Genomic DNA, 21,575 nt, shown 5'->3' with positions numbered 1-21,575 from the left:
CGATTTTAGTTTTGAGATAAAAGCTAGTCGAGAGTATGGGAGTTGGGAGTTAGGAGTTGGGAGTTAGGAGTTAGGAGTTATTATTCACTTTTACTTCCCTTGCTCCCTCATCTTCATCCTCCTCATCTTTGCGTCCCTTTATCCCTCTCCTGAGTTAGCTAGCGACTACTTGAATATCGACTTGCGCCGCTACTTCCGAATGCAGCTTGATTTCGGCTTGATAAGTACCAAGGTGGTTAATATCGGGAATAGTAATGCCACGCCGATCGATTTCTTGACCGGTGGCTGCCTTAATTGCATCTACAACATCTTGGGTGGTGATAGTACCGAAAATTGCTTCGTTTTCACCAACTTGTTTAGCAATTGTCAAGCTGCCAATTTTTTCTAAAGATTCTTTTTGTTCAAGAGCTTGTTGTCTGAGTTCTAATTGCCGTTGACGCTCTTGCTCGCGACGGCGTTCTACTTGCTTGAGAATACCAGGAGTGGCATTGGTTGCCAATTTCTGGGGAATCAGATAGTTACGAGCGTAGCCAGGAGCTACTTCCACTAAGTCGCCAGATTTTCCCAGCTTGCTGATATCCTGATTTAAAACTAACTGCACGCGTTTCGCCATCGTTTTTCGTTTTTCCGGTAAAATATGATTAATTTGGGTGGGTTTGAGCAGCATAGCTCACTAAAACAGTGCTGTTAGCTGTAGCAGGGCCTTGAGCCAGTGCTGAGTAAACAGTCCTAAATAACGAGTGTTTTTTCAGAACTTAGAACTCCTGAAATGAGTATATTGTCCCAAGTAGCTTTGCCCATACCCTAAAGCTTACAGATCCTAGCGAAAGGAAGGGTGCGATCGCAACTATTAGCGCTAGAAAGTTGGAGGAATGGGGGTTGGGGAGCAGAGGAGCAGGGGAGCAGGGGAGCAGAAGGCAGGGAGCAGGGGGCAGGGAGCAGGGGGCAGGGGAAGAAAAACTATTGATTATTAGCCCATTCCCAATGCCCAATGCCCAATGCCCAATGCCCAATGCCCAATGCCCAATATCTAAAAGTTATTTTTCATTTCCCTTATCCGCGCAAAGGTTTGCACTCCATCACTACCTTTAACGGTTGATTGTAATGATGGTTGATCCCAACGTAAAAAGGGATTGGTTCGCTTCTCCATTCCCAGCAGCGAGGGTATGGTAGCTTCTCCTCGACTACGGTAAGTTTTCACTTCATTGAAGCGTTTTTGCAAGTCGGCATTGTCGCCATCCACAGTTAGGGCAAATTGCAAATTTCCTAAAGTGTATTCGTGGGCACACCAGATACGCGTATCATCTGGTAAAGAGCGCAGTTTGCTTAAAGAGTCTACCATTTGGGTTGGTGTTCCTTCAAACAAGCGACCGCAACCGCCAGAAAATAAGGTATCGCCGCAAAATAAATCGCCTGTCTCACCAGCTTTTTCGGGGGGAAAGTAGTAAGCGATGTGAGCGCGGGTATGTCCGGGAACAAAAATAACTTCAGCTGTGCGATCTGCAAACTGAACGCGATCGCCTTGTTGCAAAAATACCTGCTGTCCCGGAATTCGCCCGCGATCTTCGACGCCACCGTAGACTGTTACTTGCGGGAAGTGTTGTATTAATTGCTGATTGCCACCTACATGGTCATTGTGGTGGTGTGTGTTGAAAATCGCTACCAACTCAGCTTTTAACTGTGCAAGTTGCTTTAGCACTGGTTCAGCCTCTGCTGGATCGACAACCGCAGCAATTTGTTTCTGGCGATCCACCAGCAAAAATATGTAGTTATCCGAGAGTGCCTCAAGCCTGATTACTTGCATTACTTAATATCTCCCTTTGAAGTAAATACTTTGGAATTTATCAGCAATCTTAAATATCTCAGTGAGAAAAGGTTGAGAAAGCTCATGAATACTATGATAGTATACACCCGTAATAATACTTAAAATACACTAAGTAACTATAAATTACGATCTGACCATATCAGTAAAATTTCTCTGGGAGGAAGTGTAAAAGCTAAGTTAGATTTATTCTGTTCTTTTTGTCCTAAATTGTCTTTTTTACTCAAAAACACAAAATCAGCTATCAATTTTTTTTATTTGTACATACTAATTATTAATACGGAATCTTATAGATTCACTTTGGATTCTTTATAAAAGATAGATGTTAATAACGACAAATATAGCAATCAATCATGGTAAAAAAAGATGAGCTTTCCAATTTTTTCTTTGCAGGTTCATAAATGAAGCTAATCCATACAACTAGCTGGTATTTTCCTGATACATCAGCCGGTGCTGAAGTATACTTAGATTCACTACTGCATGGCTTACAAGTACATGGACTAGAAAGTATTGTTGCTGCTCCTAAACAAGGTACAGAAGAAGATACCTACGAATACAATGGCATCTTAGTTTATCGTTATCCTGTTTTTCCCAACCCCAGCAAGATAGAGGTACACAAGCAGCTACCCCACGGCGGCTTTAAAAATTTTGCTAATTGGTTAGAAAACAATCGAGCCGATGTCTACCATCAACATTCATGGCGATTTGACTGTGGTTTACATCATCTTGCTCTCGCCCGCCAGTTAGGGATGGCTACTGTAGTTACTGTCCACATACCTGAGCCTATATGTCTGCGTGGTACGATGATGCGCTGGGGTGAAGAACCTTGCAATGGGGTGATTGACTCTGTTAATTGTAGTCAATGTTTGGGAGTAGCAAAGCAAGCACCACCTTGGATGCTTAAGGCTTTTAGTCAAGTTCCCTTGGATGTTGGCATAGCGGCAGAAACAAAATTACTTACCTCTAAAAATTTCAAGCTACGCCTGCTTGGTAAAACTCTTGGTATTCCTACTCTTGTGTCTCAACATAGACGCAATTTGATGCAACTAGCAAAACTAGCCGATCGCATTGTTGTAACGAGTAATTGGCAATACAATGCTTTTGTTGCAAACAACGTTCCTCCCGAAAAACTTACTGTCTCTCGGCAAGGTGTTGCTAGCACTTTTAAACGTGAAGTAACACCAAACAAACCACAAAACTCCACATTAAAAATCGGCTTTTTGGGTCGCTGGCAAGAAACTAAAGGGGTACAAGTTTTAGTAGAAGCAGTACATAGTCTACCGAATGATGTACCTGTAGAGTTAATTCTTCATGCTACTCATCCGGGAAAATACGGTGCTGCCAATCGTGAAAAAGTTATGGCGATCGCATCTCGCGATCGCCGAATTCGGATTGCGGAACCACTTTCACGCGAAGCAGTACCAGAGGCATTAGCAGGTTTCGATATACTAGCAATACCGTCGCAATGGTTAGAAACTGGCCCCATAGTTGCTTTAGAAGCCCAAGCTATGGGCGTTCCCGTACTAGGCTCAAATTTAGGAGGGATTGCTGAGTTAGTCCGTCACGGCATCGATGGTTGGTTAGTTCCAGCCAAAGATGTCCAAGCATGGGCAGAAGCGATCGCAACTTTAGCCAAAGACGGCGATTTACTAGCTAAATTACGTCAAGGTATTCAGCCAGTACGTACAATGGATACTGTTGCCTTAGAGATGTTAGAACTTTACCATGAAATATTAAAAATTCCTCAGAAAAATTTTGTATCTTGATGGATTGACAACTAATTTCTTTAGTTGCTCCGATTCCTACAAAACAAATTAAATTAATATTCGCAGATTTAGCAACATCTGACAAATACTGGAAAAATTAAATAAAAAAAGTATAAAAATAGTGAGAAAATTTTCTAAAATATCCTTGTTGGTTTCAGATTTATCAAGTGCAGCGATTCTGCGTGCATACTTGATAGGAAAAGCTCTCAATCAGTTAGGATACGAAGTTGAAATTATGGGGTTTTTATTTGGAAATAACTTCTATTTAAAATTACCATCAGAATTCAACGTTTATAACTTACCAGGCAAAGACTTTCCAGAGTTTTTTGGAGAAATCCAAAAATTTTTACCAAAAATCAATGGCGATATAATTTATGCTATCAAACCCCAAATAGCAAGTTTTGGAGTTGGACTATTAAGGAAAATATTCACTAGAAAGCCATTAATTTTAGACATAGATGATTGGGAACTCAGTTGGCATGGCGGTGATAACTGGCATTATCATCCTACACCCAAAGAATTAGCTAGGGACTTATTGAAACCACAAGGCGCACTCAAAAATCCTCATCATACTTTATATGTGAAATGGATGGAAGGTTTGGTAAGTCACGCTGACGCTGTGACAGTGCATACTAAATTTTTGCAGCAGCGTTTTGGTGGTACATTTGTTCCGAATGGTAAAGATATTTCCTTATTCGATCCCACTCAATACGATCCTGAATCCAGTAGGGATCGTTATGGTTTATCTGAATATCGGATTTTAATGTTTCCGGGTGCGCCAAGACCTTATAAAGGTTTAGAAGATGTTCTCATCGCGCTCGATAAACTTAATCAACCAGACTTGAGACTAGTAATTGTAGGTGGTAGTCCTTATGATGATTATGATAAACAACTTCAACAAAAGTGGGGACGTTGGATTATCAAATTACCCAAGTATCCAGCCGACGTTATGCCTGACTTGGTAGCAGCTGCTCACATTGTAGTTGTTCCCCAGCGAGATACTCCAGAAACTCGCGCTCAATTTCCCTTGAAGTTGACAGATGGGATGGCAATGGCTAAACCTGTATTATCAACGCGTGTTGGAGATATTCCCCAACTTTTAGGTGATACTGGTTATTTAGTCGAGCCTGGTTGTCCTGAGCAAATTGCTGAACAAATTCAATTGATTTTTCAGGATTTAGAGTCAGCAAACCAGAAAGGGATCGAGGCAAGAAAAAGATGTGTGGAACACTATAGCATAGAGGCTATGGCTTCTACGCTCAAGTCAGTAATTGCTCAGTTGTGAATAATATTAATAATTAAGTTAAATTGGCATAAAAATACCCAATGTCTACCAGAAAACTAATACTAAGATTCGCCAAACCCTATCCAGGTTTAATTATCCTAACAATGCTGTTGGGATTTTCTGGTGCTTTATTTAATGGTGTCGGTGTAACTTTGATTGTGCCAGTAATTTTGAGAATTGTCGGACAACCAGTAGATTTAACTGGTTTTCCTCCGATTCTGAAAGCTGTGATGTTTCCATTTGATAATCTTCCCGAAAATTATCGGAATTTGGGAATGGCTGGAACAATTATATTTATAATTTTATTAAAAAACTTATCTAGTTATTTTAGTATTTTAACATCGAGTGTTTTCACTCGGAGATTAAATGCCGATATTCGTGAAGCTAGCTTAGAGTTATTGCTAGATATTGATATAGACTATTATTCAAAAACGAAAGTAGGCGATATTATTAATCGCCTTGGTTCGGAAACTGCCCGTACTTCTAGCGCTATCGGGAGTATTATCAATTTAATTATTTTAATAATTACGATTTTAGTTTTTGTTGGTTTATTATTAGCAATTTCTTGGCAGCTAACAATTGCAGCCACAGTTTTGTTGGGTTTTATAACATTAATCAATCAATACACAATTAGTAGAGCGAAAAAATTTGGTCAACAACTATCAGAAATGTCTACATCTTATTCCATCAGTGTTTTAGAAACATTGAATGGAATTCGTTTGGTAAAGTCAACCGCTAATGAAGACAGAGAATATCAAAAGATTACCAAATTAATCCGCGATCGCGAAAAAGCAGATTTTCAATCTCAGGTAAACTCACAAGCGATCGGGCCGATAAGTGAGGTAATGGGAGTAGTAGCTTTACTTCTAATTGTATTCTTAAGTAAAACTTTTTTTGCCAACCAGGTTTCTTTCATTTCAACGGTACTACTGACATATTTATTAGTATTACTGCGACTGCTACCTTTAGTCTCTCAGTTAAATAGTCTTCGTAGTAGCTTTGCCAATAGTGCTAGTAGCGTAGAAATAGTGAGTGAGTTTTTAAGTCGCGATCGCAAGCCGTTTATGAAAAACGGTAATGTAATCTACACAGAATTAAAAAAAGGAATAGGTTTTAATTCACTTTCCTTTGCCTACCCTAGTCATGAAAAGTTAGTACTCAAAGATGTAAATTTATTTTTACCCCGTGCGACAACTCTCGCTTTGGTAGGTGGTTCTGGTGCAGGTAAGTCAACCTTGGCTGACCTCTTACCCAGATTTTACGATCCGACATCTGGCAGTATCTCTATCGATGGCACAGACCTGCGTGATTTTGATATCAAATCTCTCAGAACACACATGGGAATTGTCAGTCAAGATACATTTCTATTTAATGACTCGGTGCGAAATAACATTGCTTATGGAAGACCGGAAGCTACAGAAGATGAAATTATCTCAGCAGCCAAACGAGCAAATGCTTATGAATTTATTAATAAATTACCTCAAGGATTCGACAGTCAAATTGGCGATCGCGGTGTGATGTTGTCTGGTGGACAAAGGCAAAGATTAGCGATCGCTCGGGCCCTGCTGCAAAATCCAGAAATTTTGATTTTAGATGAAGCCACCAGCGCTTTAGATACCGTTTCCGAACGTTTAGTACAAGCTGCACTCGACGACTTAAGTCGCGAATCGGACAACCCTGGTAATTGCTCACCGCCTTTCCACAGTCCAAAAAGCCGATCAAATTGCCGTATTAGATCGAGGACAGGTGGTAGAAGTAGGAACCCATGAAGCACTTTTACAAAAAGGGGGTTACTACTCACGCTTATATTCAATGCAATTTGCCGATCGGGCTGAAGTTTCCACCAAAACTAATCCTAGCTTTAATCGCGTTTCTCACGAACTGCGTACAAGGCTTAATTCAATGATTGGTTTCCTCGGACTATTAGTTGACGATCTAGTAGACAATTCTCAAGAACGCCAGGAATTAATTGACCAATCATACAACTCAGCTTTAAGAGTTCTCAACGCCATCGATCTCTTCAGCGATGTAGTTAACCTGAAAATTAACTGGCAGTCATCGTCAGATATAGACCAAAATCAAGATGAACATAACCAATATCAAAACTTTAGTCATATCTCGGATGAGTTTCGCAAGTGTCTCTATCCTATAATTAGCTCTCTACGCTTGCTAGCCGATAAATTAGAATCCGAACCCCAAAAACAAAATCTATTAATTACAGAATCTTATCAATCTGCTATTTACCTATTAGATGTCTTAAAACTTTTTGAAAATCAAATTTAATTTTAGTTAATGTCAGGAACAAAAGTACTTACACCACAATCTTAAAAAACTTATCATCCCTAAAAAAAATGGTAAATTCTTCCAAGAAAAATCAATATATTTTTTACACCGGAGAGCTATCATTCAAGCCAGACACAGCACACGAAATTCATGATGTTCTTTGTGCCAACGCCGCAGCTAACTTAGGCTACTCCTCAGTTTTAATTTATCCAGATAAAAAAAATTCTTCTATTAATCTACTATCGTTAATTTATCCTTATAAGCCCAAAAGACCCGGAAAAGAATTTATCGAATTTTACGATGTGCAAGAAAAGCTCAAAATTGCAGCATTGCCAATGCCTTGGCCTATCGATAAAATCGGTGGTAAATTTACTAACTCTAGTACAGTCGTAACTAAATATTATTTACCAGTTCATATTCTACCTTATACAAAAGTTGTCCATACGCGAGATTGGAACTTTGTCAAAGCCGCAGTCAAAAGTAAAGTTCCGACAATTTATGAACGTCACTACTTTCAAGACCGAAAATTTGAGCAAGAAATTGTCCACAGTCCCTATTTTCAAATAGCCATAACTCAGTCAGAACCCATCCGGCAAAGCTTAATAGAAAATGGAATGCCACCGGAAAAAGTAGTTTGGCTACATAACGGATTCAATCAATCATTTTCAATCAGACAGCCCGAATCAGCCGAAAAGTGGCGGCAAGAATTGCTTATAAATGGACGTAAACATTTAGTTGTCTATTCAGGCGCTTTGTATCCTTTTAAAGGAGTCGATCTCTTAATTGATTCCGCCAAAGAATTACCAGAAATTCAGTTTATCATCACCGGAGGAACAGAAGCACAAGTACAAGCATATCAACAAATAGCCAGAGATAAAAATGTCGAAAACGTTAAATTCTTAGGCTGGATACTTCCACGAGAACGATTAGTCAGCTTGTTTCAAGCAGCTGATATTTTGGTTCATCCTCACTGCGCTGGAAAATCAGCAGATTTCACGAATCCAGTTAAGTTTTTTCAGTACATGGCTGCTGGCACTCCTATCGTTGCAACTGAGATTCCACCTTTAATGGAATTCAAAACATCACCTTTGATTGCCAGTTGGTGTACACCAGATAACCCGCATAAACTTGCCCAATCTATTCAACATACTTTAGAAACTTATCCCAGAAAATTAGAGGGTTATGCAGCTAGTATAGATTTTGCCCAGCAATTTTCTTGGGAGAATAGAATTACCAAAATATTAAGCTACGTAGAAGAAGAGCGGCGTCCACCAATTTTAAGGTAACGGTACAAAAATTAACTGAAAAATAACCGAATAAATACGATTTATGACTATAAAAACTGTTGGCATGATTAGCAGCTATTCAGGCCTTGCTAAAAATAAAGATTGGTTATGGCAACAAACTCCGCACTACTTTGGTGTTTGGAAGAATATCCAAATGTTGAAAATGGCAGAAAAGCCAGACTTTATGTTGCTATATCAATTTGACTTTCCCCAAGCACCGCCACAAAAATCTTGGTTAGATAGTTTTCGCAAACAGCAGCAAAAACCAGTAGTAAATATTGAATCTCTACTGCGTGGCGTTAACAAAGAGCGAATTATTTATTTGCTTAGAGAACCGCCTTTAGATGAAGTTCTAAAAATAACTAATCATAATTATCAAGAAGCCCAGAAGTATTGTGGCTACGTTTCTGGACCCGATGATTTTGCTCCCATTCCTGACTATATGCCTGCTATTTGGTATCACTCAAATTCATTTCAAGATTTAAATGAAATGCCACCGCCTCCAAAAGTTGCCCCATGTAGTTGGATTACTTCGGGAATTAGCCGCACAGCCAATCATCGCCAGCGTTTAGATTTTTTACAATCTTTGCAATCTAGTGGCATGAAATTTGATTTATATGGGCGTAACTTACCAGAATGGGCGAATAGTTCGGGAGAACTAGGTAACAAATGGTATGGCATGGCACCATACTATTACAATCTGGCAATTGAAAATTATGCTGATAATAATTGGTATGTGAGTGAGAAACTTTGGGATAGTTTACTTGCTTGGTGTTTACCAATTTACTATGGTGGCCCGGCTGCTGATAAGTTATTGCCGCCGGGTAGTTTTTTGCGGTTGCCCAGTTTAGATGAAAAAGGCATTGCCTACATCCAAGAAGTGACAGCTACACCTGATGCTTGGTATGCTGCCAAAGATGCGATCGCAGAAGCACGTCAAATCATTTTACACAAATTAAACCTGCTTAACTGGTTATCAAACTTTGTCGATCAACACTCATAAATTATGAATGGTATTTGTACCCTTGGCAATGATTATGTTTTCGATCAACTGGTGGCTTTGCTCAACAGTATTGATGTTATCTTAGGCCCCGAAACTCCTGTTTGTATCTATCCTTTTGACGACCGGACACAACGAATTGCTGATGAAATAGCGAAACGCCCAAATGTATTTCTTTACGATGACCAAGAATCGATCGATCGCTGGGATCAATTTATGCTCGCAGCAGCCCCAGAACGATTGAATCGGAGTAAATCCCGTCTTTATGGCGCTCATCGTCGTTTCTGCGCTTTTGATGGCCCATTTGAGAAGTTTATCTATTTAGATGCAGACACCTTGGTAATGAAGTCACTTGCAGCAGTGTTTGAAAAGCTAGATAGTTATGATTTTGTAGTCTACGATTTTCAATTTACAGACGTTAGTAAAATATATAATGTTAATTCTCCCAAATTACTAAAAGTTTTTGAGCAAAAACGCATTGATTCCGAAATATTTTGCTCAGGCTTTTATGGCGCAAAACAAGGGCTATTTGACTCAGAAAAAAGAGATTGGCTAATATCACATTTACAAAATGGCGAGTCAGAAATTTTGTATGGTGGTGCTGGCGAACAACCATTAATCAACTACATGGTAATGAGGTCTAATCTTTCTATTTATAACTTTGCTCGCCAATTGCCAGATAATGAAAAAACAGGATGTTCTGCTAGCTCCAAACACTTTGAAGAACGAGAACATATTCTTTACGATCGCGGGAATCAACTAACTTATCTCCATTACATTGGGATTCCTCCTAATATCAATCAAGCAGTCTGTGCGGGAGAAAATATTCAGTTTCCCTATCGAGAGTTATTTCTCTATTATCGTTACTTACACGAACCAGAAAAGCGTCCAGTATTTACCAGTCCTCCTAAAAATTATAATGACACTCAAGCACCAAATTTACTTACCAGAGCTTTGCAAAAATTTAAGTTAATTAAACAAGGATAATTTATGAGTAGGGGTATTTATATAGTTGCTAATGACCGCGTTATCGATAATGCTATTGCTCTCCTTAATAGCATTCGTTACTATGATCCAGAAGTTACCATTTATCTCATACCTTTTAATGACAATTATCACAAGGTAGCAGAACAGCTTGCTACCTTACACAACGTCCAAATTTTTCCAGACTTAGAACTTATTGATAGTTTTACCAAACGCATCGGCGAAATTTTTGACCGAGATTTCCTTGCCTTACCGAACAAAATGCGTAAATTGGTGGCGTGGTTTGGTCCTTTAGATGAATTTATTTATATTGATACGGATATTGTCGTTTTTGAAAAAATTGCCGACAATTTAGACAAACTTTCAGAAGTCGATTTCTTCTGCTGTGATTACCATCATGCTAATGAAAAGCTGCGAAATATTTTTTCCCCATTTGTGAAAGAGCAGCAAATTTTTTCCGATGCCCAACTTCAAGATGTTTTCAACAGCGGTTTTTGGGCTTCGAGAAAAGGAGTTATTACCGAACAACAAATGGATGAAGCTTTGCGCGAGTGTGCCGCACATCGCGAATATTTCGATTTTTCTCAAGGAGTTACAGACCAACCAATTCTAAATTATCTTGTTCTCAAACTAATTTCTAAACGTGGAAATCTCGTTAAAATTCCTGGGGGAGGACCTGGTAGTTGGGCCGGTTCGCGAAATTTCCAACAGCAAGATTATGCCTTGTATGACCGAGGACAACGACTCAAATATCTCCACTGGGCTGGTACGCGGATGAAAACTGGTAGTCCCTATTGGCAATTGTGGGAACACTATCGTTATCTGCATGAGGGTAAATTTGCCTTTATTCCCAAACTGACTCGCCGTTTATTTCCCTTTGTTTCTGCGCGTACTTAATATTAGGAGTATCCAATGATTGATGGTATTTATATCCTAGCCAATGATGTTGTCTATGACCAATTAGTGGCGTTGCTCAACAGTATAGAGGCTAATGCTGGTAGAGAAATTCCTATTTGTATAATTCCATATAATGAGCAGTTAGACAAAGTAAAGGCAGAGATTGCATCTAGAGATAATGTCACTTTATTTGAAGATTCTGATTCTATAGCTTACTGGGATAACTTTGCAACCCAGGTCTGGCAAAATCACTCAAGGGCACAAAAAACTTGGCGAAAATGGGGGCTTCCAGAACTTTATCGTCTACCGATGCATCGTAAGCTTTGTGGTTTAGATGGTTCCTTTGATAAATTTATTTATTTTGATGCAGATACGCTCCTTATGGGGCCTATAGACTATATATATGAAAAATTAGATAAATATGATTGGGTAACAAATGATTTTCAATATAAATCTGAATTGAAATATATTTTTGATGGTCCACCAGAACTTATACAGCAAGTTTTTGACCAAGAAAAATTGCATTCTCATATATTTTGTGCCGGTTGGTTTGCAACTAAAAAAGATATTTTTTCTAAAGCTACGTTAGCAAACCTACTCGACAAATTACAGGTTAGTGAAGCTGATGTCATGGCTCTTGGAGGTCCTGACCAATCTTTATTTAACTACATGGTATTGAAAAGTGGAATTTCCTATTATAACTTTGCTTTTCATGACTGCGAACACGCAACTGGCAACCATTGGCGTTCTCAATTTGATGTGGTAGATAACATCCTTTACGACCAAGGACGGCGGCTGACATATCTGCACTATATGAGTATAACTTCACCACACTTTACTCAACTTTGCGCTGGTGAAGATATCGATATTCCATATCGAGATATATTTTTGCATTATAGATATTTAAACTCACCAGAACAAAGACCCAAAAGTTTTAGGCGTCAGAGTCCGCTAATGCGTCTGCAAAAGACTACTACAAGTTTTTTCAATCGAAAAGTCAACAATATTAAGCTTAACTATCGTAATTTCAAGGATAAAATGACTAAGTAATTAAGTAAAATTAGACTAAAATGTTGTTTAATTTATAGCTTATCTATTGCCCGTTTATCAGTAATAAAAGTAATTTGAACGCGATTAAATATTAGAATGATTAAATTTCAGCAAAAAATAATTATTCACCACTAAATAACGATCTCATTTTTAATAGAGCATCATTGTTGGCGGTGAGTATTTACGGTAATTTAGATATTTGTGAGGCTTCTTACTATTTAACCCTCTTTCAAGAAACAAGGCAGGAGGCAGAAGGCAGAAGGCAGAAGGGAAGAGGATTTGACTTGTTTCTTCCATTCATAGCGGGTGGCGATCGCCGCCAGTGGGTCTGCTTCTAAGAAAAAGAATCTAAATCTAAAGATTGCATACCTTCACGTTGTATGAAGGTCATCATACTTCCTAACTGCAACCAAACTAGCAAACAAGTAAATAGACTAATTGGTAGACCGACTCCTAAAGCCAAGGATGAGGGAAAGCCAAATATCTCTAAGCCTGAAGACATAAATAGACAAGTACCGCCTGTTATGCCGATAAATGGTACAAGTAATTGTTTCAGTGAGGAACGTGGCTGAGTATTTTCTGCTCGTTCGCTTGACCAGTTCTGCACAATTACTTTCAAAGTGCCAGATAATGCCAAACCAGATGTTAATGCTATCAAAAAGCCAACAAGTAAGAGAAAGTAAGGCGGTTGCTCAGGAAAATAATACATGAAAACTCCTAATTTCTATTAAAAATTTTTTACTTTTTATTATTTGTTGACTGGTTCTCAGCAAAAGACCCAAGTAATGTCGCTTTTGGCAGAATAGCGGCTGCCCCTTCTCTGGATAATTCTGTTAAAATCCCGATCGCTACATTTAATAAACGATCCGGTTTTAAGTCATCTTTAACCAGATTCCACAGGCGTTGGACATCTTCGGTGTGCAAGCGGTCATCTTCGGTGAGAGCAAGCACCAACTGTCGCCTTAGAAACTTGCCTTCTGCCGACATTAAGTATTGGAACCCCATTTGCGCTGTGGGCAATACATCAAAGTTGTTATCGGTACGAGCGATCGCAATCAAATTCTCTAACCGCTGCCACTGAAATTTACCATCTTTGAACAACACATTCAATAATCGTCGTCTTAATTCCGGCGATTCCCCTGTCAGCAACCGCCGCGCTATATAGGGATAACCCACTTCCACAATTTTGAAATTGGGGTTAAGGCTAAGGGCAATACCTTCTTGAGTAACTAGAGAACGAATAATCAAGGCAAACTTTGCCGGAACTCGGAAAGGATATTCATACATCAGTTCCGAAAATTCATCGGTAATAGTTTTGAAGTTAAAATCCTTGACATTTTTACCAATAGCGTTTCCTAGCACCGCTTCTAATGCTGGCACTATCGGGCAAATATTCGTGTCTGGAGTCAGAAACCCTAATTTTACAAAGTCTTCGGCTAAGTCGGTATAGTCTTTATTCACCAAATGCACTAGTGCATCGACCAGCGTTTCTTTGGTGCTTTCTTCCAACTGATCCATCATGCCGAAGTCAATATAAGCCATACGACCATCGGGTACAGCAAATAAATTGCCAGGATGAGGGTCAGCATGGAAGAAGCCATATTCTAAAAGCTGTTGCAATCCTGATGTCACGCCAATTTGGATGATCGCTTCTGGGTCTAAACCTGCTTCGCGGATGTGTTGAGTATCCGTTAGCTTGAAGCCGTTAATCCATTCCAAGGTTAAAACGTGGGTATTGGTATAACGCCAATAAATTCCTGGAACTTTTACTTGTGGGTCATTGTGGAAGTTGCTAGCAAATTTTTCGGCGTTGCGGCCTTCATTAATATAGTCAATTTCCTCAAATAATTTCGTGCCAAACTCATCCACAATTAAAGTTAGGTCATGACCGAGATTTAAAGGCAACCAAGGAGCTAGCCAACCTGCTGCCCAACGCATTAGATATAAGTCGCGTGTAATTACCGGGTGTAAGTTGGGGCGTTGCACCTTCACGGCGACTTCTTCGCCGCTAACCAGACGACCTCGGTATACTTGACCCAAGCTAGCAGCAGCTATTGGGTTAGGTGACAGTTCGCTAAAACTTTCGTGAATTGGACGACCTAGTTCTGTTTCGATAATCTGGTAAGCGATCGCATTATCGAAAGGTGGTAACTGGTCTTGTAACTTGATCAGTTCTTCTAAGAAATCTTTGCGTATCAGGTCAGGTCTAGTGGAGAGGGCTTGACCAACTTTAATAAAAGTCGGACCGAGGCGGGTGAGCAGTTGTCGCAACTGGATAGCTCGTTTACCCTTGTTATGCTCAACTTTATCTTGCCACTCGTCCCACTTCAGACCGAATATAAATCCTGCAAAAGAGGAGATAATTCTCAGCAGTCGCCCCCAAGCTAACCAGGGACGGTAACTATAGTAGCGAGCGATCGCATCTGGATTATAGAGTTTTAGTTGAGCAGGTTGATACTGACCCACGCCTTTTTTTGCCTCTTCAACTGAAAAATTTACAATTATTCTTTTTCTCCTGACTTACAAGTTAGTTGTAAGTTGCAGGATAGCGGTAGTCTTCTGTCTAAAATAACTAGAACTCTACCCTTTGGGGTAGCGATCGAGGCGATTTTAGCGTTTGTTACTGCCTAGATTTGTTTATCTTTTTCTTAATTATACTTTATAAAACTACAACTACTTATCCATATTTCAGATGATTTTATCTTTTCTTAACCATTATTTATAAAAATATAAATATTTACCTGTGTCTAATGTATACAAATTTAAATAAAGTCTGATAGTTAAGTAGCTTTATTTACTTACATTTATATTGATCGGTAGTACTATTACTGTCTTGGACTTTATCACCACAGGTGAGTACGGTAACTGGAATTACAGACCATTCTGAAGTTATTCCTAACAAAAAGAGACTTTTCTTGACTAACCAGGGCAAGCTCAAGCAGCATACTACTGGAGTTTAGACATGTTATATCCTTTCCGTATATTAGTTTCAACGAAGCCAAAACGCGCATAAAACGAGCGTAAGTCAGGCGGTGCATTCAGGTATATTGGTAGTGCATCTCCCTGCAAAATATACTCGACTAGATGATTACCCACTCCTCTACGACGATGGCTAGGTGCGACGTACAATCCCAGCAGAACTGAATAATTTCCTCGAAAAGCCATCAGTGCCGAACCAATTACTTGTTCTCGATGTAATGCGATGACAAGTCGTCTTTCGTTTTCTAGAAACAAATTATATAGAAAACTAAGCTGATAGAAACTAAAAGATACAAAAACACTTAATACCGAAATGAGAAGTATGTAGAACCAATTGTCTAATGGGAATACAAAGCCTATAAATAAAAGAATGATAACTAATAATGTAAGCAGAGTAACGGTATAAGGATTCAATACTACTGTCACTAATTTCGAGCGAAAAGGTTCCTCCTCACGTTCCAAAACCAGCAATCTATAAACTGCCCATATTTCTGTTCGGTTTCTGGCAGGACGAATTGTATAGTTAGGTGGAAGAATTAACCCGTGACTCATAACATAATCATTATTTATGACTACTATATACTTGGTAATTGGTAGTGGTTTTTCCACAATTACCAATTACCAATTAGCTACTTTTAATGATTATGTAATGTTATTTAGATTTAGCCTCCAAGTTTTCTAAACGGCTTCTCAATTCCTGATTTTGTTGTTTGAGTTGGTCGAAATCTTCACGCAGTTGACGCAGGGTTTTTTCTGAACCAATGTTCTTTTGCACCTTGGAAATTTCTTCCTCAGCAGAGCGACGTACACGCCCGTCAGCTGTTTGTTCGGCTAGCGATCGCAAAATCCCCACGGCTTTAGGTGTTTCCATTTGTCCTAATGCTGCTGCTACCGACACTTGTGTTAAAAAGAAGCTTTCTTTAGCGAGTTCTGTTAATTTGTCTAAAATCCGTTCCAAATTAGCCGGACTTTGACCTACAGAAATCTTTCCTAAAGCGCGAATTGTAGCTAAACGTAAAGGTTGTGGCACACCGAGTTTGGTGTATTCTAGCAGCAGATTTAAAGCTGCTTCCGAAGTTTTGAATTCAGCTAAACCGGCGATCGCACCACTTCGCACGACTTCATTCCAACCTGCCTTTTCTTCTAAAACGGATTTCAGCAGCTTTAATACCTTGTCTTCCTTGGGTTTTTCTTCCAAGTTTGATGAGCCGATCGCCCCGATTACGCGAGAAGCTGCTGCTTCCACGTAGTAGCTGGGATCGCCTTTTTGCAACAGCCCTCTGACAACTTTATAGCTTTCAGCAGTTTTGAATTGAGTAAGTGCTTCCACTACAGCCCGTCGCACATAAGCATTTTTATCTTTTAACCCAGGAATTAAGCCATCAAAGGCTTGATCTAAATTGATTTGGGCTAGTTGTTTTGCCACTTCCACACGCACACCCCACAATGGGTCATTTTTTAGCGATGCAGACAGTGCAACGATCGCTTCTAACCCACCTTTTTTCGCCAAAGCTGCTGCTGCATAACTACGCGAAATCGGGTCGGGATCGAATTCTAACTGTGCTTTTAACTCTGTGATTGGATATTCTAAAGCTACTGTTTTTAGGTAATTATTTCCAACATCAAAGCTAATAAATTGGGGCTTATTTTCTAGGGGAAAGTAGAAGCTTTGTTCGTGTTCATTCACCCGGACAGTAAAAATTTTGAGTTGTGAGTTAGGAGTTATGAGTTTGGAATTATTTTTAACTCCTAACTCTTTACTCATCACTTCTTCTTGTTGCGTATAGCCAAAACCAATAGGTATTTTTAAATCAAACAAATCCTTACTACCATTTTTACCTTCATCAGCTTGGGTTTGAGTGACTGTAATTTTTGCTAAATGAGCATCTCCATCCCAAGAGTAAGCTACTTTAAAATCGGGATGACCACCACGATAAACGTATTGGTCAAACAGAAACAAAAGATTACGTCCGGTTGCCTTTTCAATCGCCCTGAGTAAGTCTACTGTTTCTACGGTTTTGTGGGCATTATCTTGGACAAATGTTTGAATTGCCTGCCAAAACAACTCATCTCCCAATTGGGCCCGAATCATGTGATAGACACAAGATCCTTTTTCGTAGATGTGGCGATCGTAAAGTTCAATAGCTTCTCGGTAAACGTGCGTTACCATTGGACGGCGATAACGACTGCTATCTTCGCTTAGGTAACGACGAGCTTCCAATAAACGATAGTAAGCTGCTTCTTCTAAACTATATTCTTGTTCTGTCCACATCACCTCAGAGTAAGAAGCCATCCCTTCTTTAATCCAAGCATGAGACCAATGCTTAATCACTACCAAATCACCAAACCACTGGTGTGCGAGTTCGTGGACGACTAAACTTTCAGTGTTGCGATTATCTAAGGCGGCGCGTTCATCCAGCAAACATCTGTCTGTTAACAGTGTTGTGGAAGTGTTTTCCATGCCGCCAAAGATAAAATCATCAACGCAAACTTGGGCGTATTTTGGAAAAGGATATGGATAACCATACTTTTGGCTCAAAAATTCGATCATTCGGGGAGTTTTTTCCATGCTGCGTTTAGCATCTTCCTCCCGTCCCTTTTCTACATAGTAGGTGACAGCTTTACCGTTCCACTCATCTCGAATTTCAGCAAAATCACCTACTGCTAAAGTCATCAAGTAGGTAGGATGAACTTGTTGCTGTAACCAATGATAGACTTTGTAATCACCATCTTCTATGGTGTCAATTAATTCGCCATTGGAAATCGCCACGAGAGGGTTGGGAACGCGAACGCGAATTTCCGAAGTAGACAGTTGTCCTGGATAGTCAAAGCAGGGGAACCAAAAGCGAGAGTCTTCGTCTTCACCTTGAGTCCAGACTTGAGTAGGCTTGTTTGGGTAGTGCTTATCTGGTTGAATAAAATAAATACCGCGTTGCGGTTTTGCCACTGAGTAAGCGATCGCAATCAGCAAGCGTTTACCAATCTGGGTTACCTGAGAAAGTTGAATAGAAAGCTGTTCCCCGTCATAGTCAAAAGTTTGTGGCACTTCGTCCACTTGCACAGACTCGATATTTAGATTGACAGCATCCAAAGTCAAACGATCGATCCCATTACGGATTGGCAAGAGGCGAATGCTACAACTGCCCTGATAGCAAAGCTTTGGAATATCCAAGCTGAGATCGAGAAAAATATGCTCTACCTGTCCGGGGCGATCGGGGTTGTAGTGTGGTCTTGCTCCCGGTAACTCAAAAGGTTTGTGTCCGTTATTATCTGTATCAAAATAAGACTGCGACATTGATGCTTACTGACCTTGTAATCCTGAAAAGTCTGGCTTGGTTGGATGTAGTTAAGTAAAATAGCGGTATCTGATGTATTTCCCTCAACAGAGCATTATGAAGGTGACTTCTCACCTTGGGATTGGGAGATTGAAATTAATCTCACCCAAACTTCCAAAGATCGGCTACCGATCCTGGGATTTTTTCCATGTCCCTGCTGCATTTACTTTTGCTGATGTTTTGCACTTTTTGGGCATTGAGTCAAGAGTCTTTTGTGCCTCTATAGATTTTCATTAAGTACAAATACTCCTAATTATTTTTATAACTTAGGATAGCTTGCTGCTGAACACGCTACTTTGTTTAAAATGAACAGCATATCATTTGCAAATTCGCTCCTCATCTGATTGAAGTATTTTTGAGAGTAATTTTAGACCGCTAATTTATAGGATTACTAATTTTATCAGTAAATACCAACTGGAGTTGAAACTAAATGCAGGGTACTAGTTGTGTAAGAGTAAAATAATCGATTTCTGTCTCCGTAAAAACTCCCATACTGGCGAGTACCTGTAAAAGTCGCTCAGAGGGAACGCTTGTAGATTGATTTTGCGCTTCCCAAATCTTCTTAACCTCTTTAGCAAATCGGCGTAGGCGTAGCCCATCGTCAACATCGCTAGCTTGTTTGCTGGATAGAAGATGGACTGTAAGATCCAAGTGCTATCGCAATCTGAAATCATTCGTAAACAATTGAGATTCTCAACTTCATAAGAGTTGTCGGGAATCTAACCCTTGCAATTTTTACAAATCAGATAGGATTGCTATGTATTTAATTTGCAAAAACCCATTTGTAGTGAAAAATCACTTTGAAGTTGGATGTTTGCTGATTGAGATGTCACGTTTAATTGAGAATCTTTATGATTAATATCCGATTAATAATAGATGTCAAAAGCAATAATTGTCTGCAAGTAGAAGGTAGATGTGCAGCTTGCCAATCAGCGTGCTGCTGAATCCTTTTGTCATGGGTTAGTCTAGCGATGGATTAGCGGAAATTATTATAAATCCGAAAACTCTACAGTGACACTTGTATAAATCTCGGTGACAATCTGAGCAAAAGAGGATAACAAAATGCCTGAAAGTAAATCAAAATTTCTCATTCCTGCTGTTGGTGCTGCCGTCGTTGTCGTCGGAAGTATAGCGGCTTATACGTACTTTAAAGGCTCACCAGTAGGTACATCAGACGCTCTAGGCAGTGCAAAAGTAGTACCTTCAACAGCACTGATGGCAACTTATATTACTACTGACTCTGGAGCCTGGGCAAAATTACAGCAGTTTGGCACTCCAGAAGCACAAAAGTTAGTGGCAAAAAGTCTGGAAGATTTCAATCAGCAAATATTCCGTGACAGTAACGTTTCTTATGAACAAGACATAAAGCCTTGGGCTGGTGGTGTGATGATTGCTGTATTGCCACCAAATCCCGTCAAACCAGCACAGTTAAAGGTACCCTCTGGGGCACCTAATGTACCAACAAATTTACAGCAGGAATCAAATATCCTGATAGTGGTGGGAATCAAGGACAAACTCAGCGCCTTGAATTTTGCTAACAAATTGAAGTCACAAAAAGGAGTGAAATTACAGGAATCTGACTATCAAGGTCAAAAAATTGTCGAAACTACACAAAATGGCAAGCCGACGTATAGCGTAGTTTTAAATGATAGTCAGTTGGTATTAGCCCCTGAAAAGCAAGCTGTAGAAAAAGCAATTGATACGTTTAAGGGGCAGTCTTCTTTTGCCAGTAAAGAAGGTGCTAGCAGCATTCTTAAAGGAGTGGATGTTAAAAACAGCCTCGCCCAAATTTATGTCCCAGACTATGCCGAGATGATACAGCAATTAACTGCTGGAAATCCGCAGGCAAAGCAGTTACCGCCACAAACCCTGACGCAATTGAAGCAGATAAAATCTGTGGTAGCAGGTGTTGGTGTTGATGATGCGGGAGTGCGGTTAAAAGCGATCGCTAATTTAGATCCGCAATTAAATAAATTTCAGTATCAATCAAGTCCTGGGAATATAGTCGGGCAATTTCCTGCCGATACCTTTGCTCTGATTAGCGGAAATGGTATCAGCCGTGGTTGGGAAGCGCTAGTAGAGCAATCAAAAGATTATCCAGAAATGAAGCAAGCTTTAGAACAAGCACGAGGACAACTGAAAATTGCCAATCTAGACCTAGATAAGGATATTTTTGGCTGGATGAATGGAGAATTTGCCTTTGGTGCGATTCCATCAAATCAAGGAGTATTGGCGAGTGTTGGTTTTGGAGGTGCTTTAGTATTTGATACTAGCGATCGCAAAACTGCCGAAGCCACCTTAACAAAATTGGATACCCTTGCCAAAACTCAACAAATCAACGTCGCCAACAGAAACATCGGTGGTAAAGACGTAACTGAATGGCAAATTCCCCGACAAGGAGCTTTATTGGCACATGGTTGGCTAGACCAAGATACTGTATTTGTAGCTCTTGGTGGCCCAATTGCTGAGGTTGTTAGCGATCGCAAAAATCCATCTCTCGACACTAGCGATGCTTTCAAAGCCGTGACTGGTTCTTTGCAAAAGCCCAACGGTGGCTATTTCTACCTAGATATGGATAAAACTAAAACTGTGCCGCTGATCAATAGTTTTGTATCATCTAACGCCGATACCATCACCATTTTGAATTCCATTCGTGGTATTGGTTTTACCGCTATTAGCCCTGATAAATCGACCAGTGAATTAGAGATGTTGTTAGCTCTCAAGCCTACTGCAAAGTAGGGTATTGGCCATTGGAAAAGAGGAGGCAGGAGGCTCAGTTGGCAGAAGGCAGAAGTTCTAAAATGTTTGAATTTTGAATACTTCGGCTCCCTTCGACTTCGCTCAGGGCAAGACGCTCAGTACAAGTTTTGAATTTTGAATTGATTTCT

16 protein-coding genes and 1 pseudogene are annotated in these 21,575 nt (G+C 39.8%); 10 read left to right on the top strand and 7 right to left on the bottom strand.

The features are described 5' to 3' along the window. Positions 1 to 154: 154 nt before the first annotated feature. A complete protein-coding gene (gene rplI, locus NSTC731_RS01890) occupies positions 155 to 613 on the bottom strand; it encodes a 50S ribosomal protein L9 (protein WP_322694429.1) in 459 nt (152 codons plus the stop codon). 417 nt (positions 614 to 1,030) lie between these two features. After that, positions 1,031 to 1,804 carry a hydroxyacylglutathione hydrolase gene (gene gloB / locus NSTC731_RS01885; protein WP_445629372.1) on the bottom strand — a complete coding sequence of 258 codons (774 nt, stop codon included), beginning with the start codon at positions 1,802 to 1,804 and terminating at the stop codon, positions 1,031 to 1,033. 419 nt (positions 1,805 to 2,223) lie between these two features. On the opposite strand from gloB, the gene NSTC731_RS01880 reads away from it, so the two are divergent. From NSTC731_RS01880 to NSTC731_RS01840, 9 genes and pseudogenes are all read left to right on the top strand, one after another. Beyond that, on the top strand, positions 2,224 to 3,588 hold the full coding sequence (locus NSTC731_RS01880) for a glycosyltransferase (RefSeq protein ID WP_445629371.1): 1,365 nt from the start codon (positions 2,224 to 2,226) through the stop codon (positions 3,586 to 3,588). Between the two features lie 121 nt (positions 3,589 to 3,709). Further along, positions 3,710 to 4,873: a glycosyltransferase family 4 protein gene (locus tag NSTC731_RS01875; protein WP_445629370.1), complete on the top strand. Its 1,164-nt coding sequence runs from the start codon at positions 3,710 to 3,712 to the stop codon at positions 4,871 to 4,873. Positions 4,874 to 4,914: 41 nt separating this feature from the next. Next, a pseudogene (locus NSTC731_RS01870) lies at positions 4,915 to 7,156 on the top strand (ATP-binding cassette domain-containing protein). Positions 7,157 to 7,224: 68 nt separating this feature from the next. Next, entirely contained in the window at positions 7,225 to 8,442 is a 1,218-nt protein-coding gene (locus tag NSTC731_RS01865) for a glycosyltransferase family 4 protein (RefSeq protein ID WP_445629369.1), read from the top strand. Positions 8,443 to 8,485: 43 nt separating this feature from the next. Continuing rightward, the gene (locus NSTC731_RS01860) at positions 8,486 to 9,445 is read left to right on the top strand and encodes a glycosyltransferase family 10 domain-containing protein (RefSeq protein WP_445629368.1); all 960 of its coding nucleotides are present in this window, start codon (positions 8,486 to 8,488) and stop codon (positions 9,443 to 9,445) included. A 3-nt stretch (positions 9,446 to 9,448) separates the two neighbouring features. Continuing rightward, positions 9,449 to 10,429: an Npun_R2821/Npun_R2822 family protein gene (locus NSTC731_RS01855; RefSeq protein ID WP_445629367.1), complete on the top strand. Its 981-nt coding sequence runs from the start codon at positions 9,449 to 9,451 to the stop codon at positions 10,427 to 10,429. Between the two features lie 3 nt (positions 10,430 to 10,432). After that, the gene (locus NSTC731_RS01850) at positions 10,433 to 11,323 is read left to right on the top strand and encodes an Npun_R2821/Npun_R2822 family protein (RefSeq protein ID WP_445629366.1); all 891 of its coding nucleotides are present in this window, start codon (positions 10,433 to 10,435) and stop codon (positions 11,321 to 11,323) included. A 15-nt stretch (positions 11,324 to 11,338) separates the two neighbouring features. Continuing rightward, the gene (locus NSTC731_RS01845) at positions 11,339 to 12,373 is read left to right on the top strand and encodes an Npun_R2821/Npun_R2822 family protein (RefSeq protein WP_445629365.1); all 1,035 of its coding nucleotides are present in this window, start codon (positions 11,339 to 11,341) and stop codon (positions 12,371 to 12,373) included. A 167-nt stretch (positions 12,374 to 12,540) separates the two neighbouring features. Continuing rightward, positions 12,541 to 12,711: a hypothetical protein gene (locus NSTC731_RS01840; protein ID WP_445629364.1), complete on the top strand. Its 171-nt coding sequence runs from the start codon at positions 12,541 to 12,543 to the stop codon at positions 12,709 to 12,711. Here NSTC731_RS01840 and NSTC731_RS01835 read toward each other — a convergent pair. From NSTC731_RS01835 to NSTC731_RS01815, 5 genes are all read right to left on the bottom strand, one after another. Further along, the gene (locus tag NSTC731_RS01835; RefSeq protein ID WP_335180112.1) at positions 12,708 to 13,082 is read right to left on the bottom strand and encodes a hypothetical protein; all 375 of its coding nucleotides are present in this window, start codon (positions 13,080 to 13,082) and stop codon (positions 12,708 to 12,710) included. The two genes, NSTC731_RS01840 and NSTC731_RS01835, sit on opposite strands and share 4 nt — an antisense overlap. Positions 13,083 to 13,111: 29 nt before the next feature. Then, a complete protein-coding gene (locus tag NSTC731_RS01830; protein WP_445629363.1) occupies positions 13,112 to 14,839 on the bottom strand; it encodes an ABC1 kinase family protein in 1,728 nt (575 codons plus the stop codon). A 480-nt stretch (positions 14,840 to 15,319) separates the two neighbouring features. Beyond that, positions 15,320 to 15,961, bottom strand: a complete 642-nt coding sequence (locus NSTC731_RS01825; RefSeq protein ID WP_445629362.1) for a GNAT family N-acetyltransferase — start codon at positions 15,959 to 15,961, stop codon at positions 15,320 to 15,322. A gap of 43 nt (positions 15,962 to 16,004) precedes the next feature. Then, positions 16,005 to 18,647: a M1 family aminopeptidase gene (locus NSTC731_RS01820; RefSeq protein WP_445629361.1), complete on the bottom strand. Its 2,643-nt coding sequence runs from the start codon at positions 18,645 to 18,647 to the stop codon at positions 16,005 to 16,007. 466 nt (positions 18,648 to 19,113) lie between these two features. Continuing rightward, entirely contained in the window at positions 19,114 to 19,338 is a 225-nt protein-coding gene (locus NSTC731_RS01815) for a hypothetical protein (protein ID WP_445629360.1), read from the bottom strand. A gap of 411 nt (positions 19,339 to 19,749) precedes the next feature. Here NSTC731_RS01815 and NSTC731_RS01810 point away from each other — a divergent pair, with 411 nt between their 5' ends. Next, positions 19,750 to 21,426, top strand: coding sequence for a DUF3352 domain-containing protein (locus NSTC731_RS01810; protein ID WP_445629359.1), 1,677 nt, complete (start codon positions 19,750 to 19,752; stop codon positions 21,424 to 21,426). Positions 21,427 to 21,575 lie beyond the last annotated feature (149 nt).

This window comes from Nostoc sp. DSM 114167 (assembly GCF_052692655.1).
The sequence above is the reverse complement of the archived record's forward strand: the minus strand, read 5'-3'. Positions and strand labels throughout refer to the sequence as shown.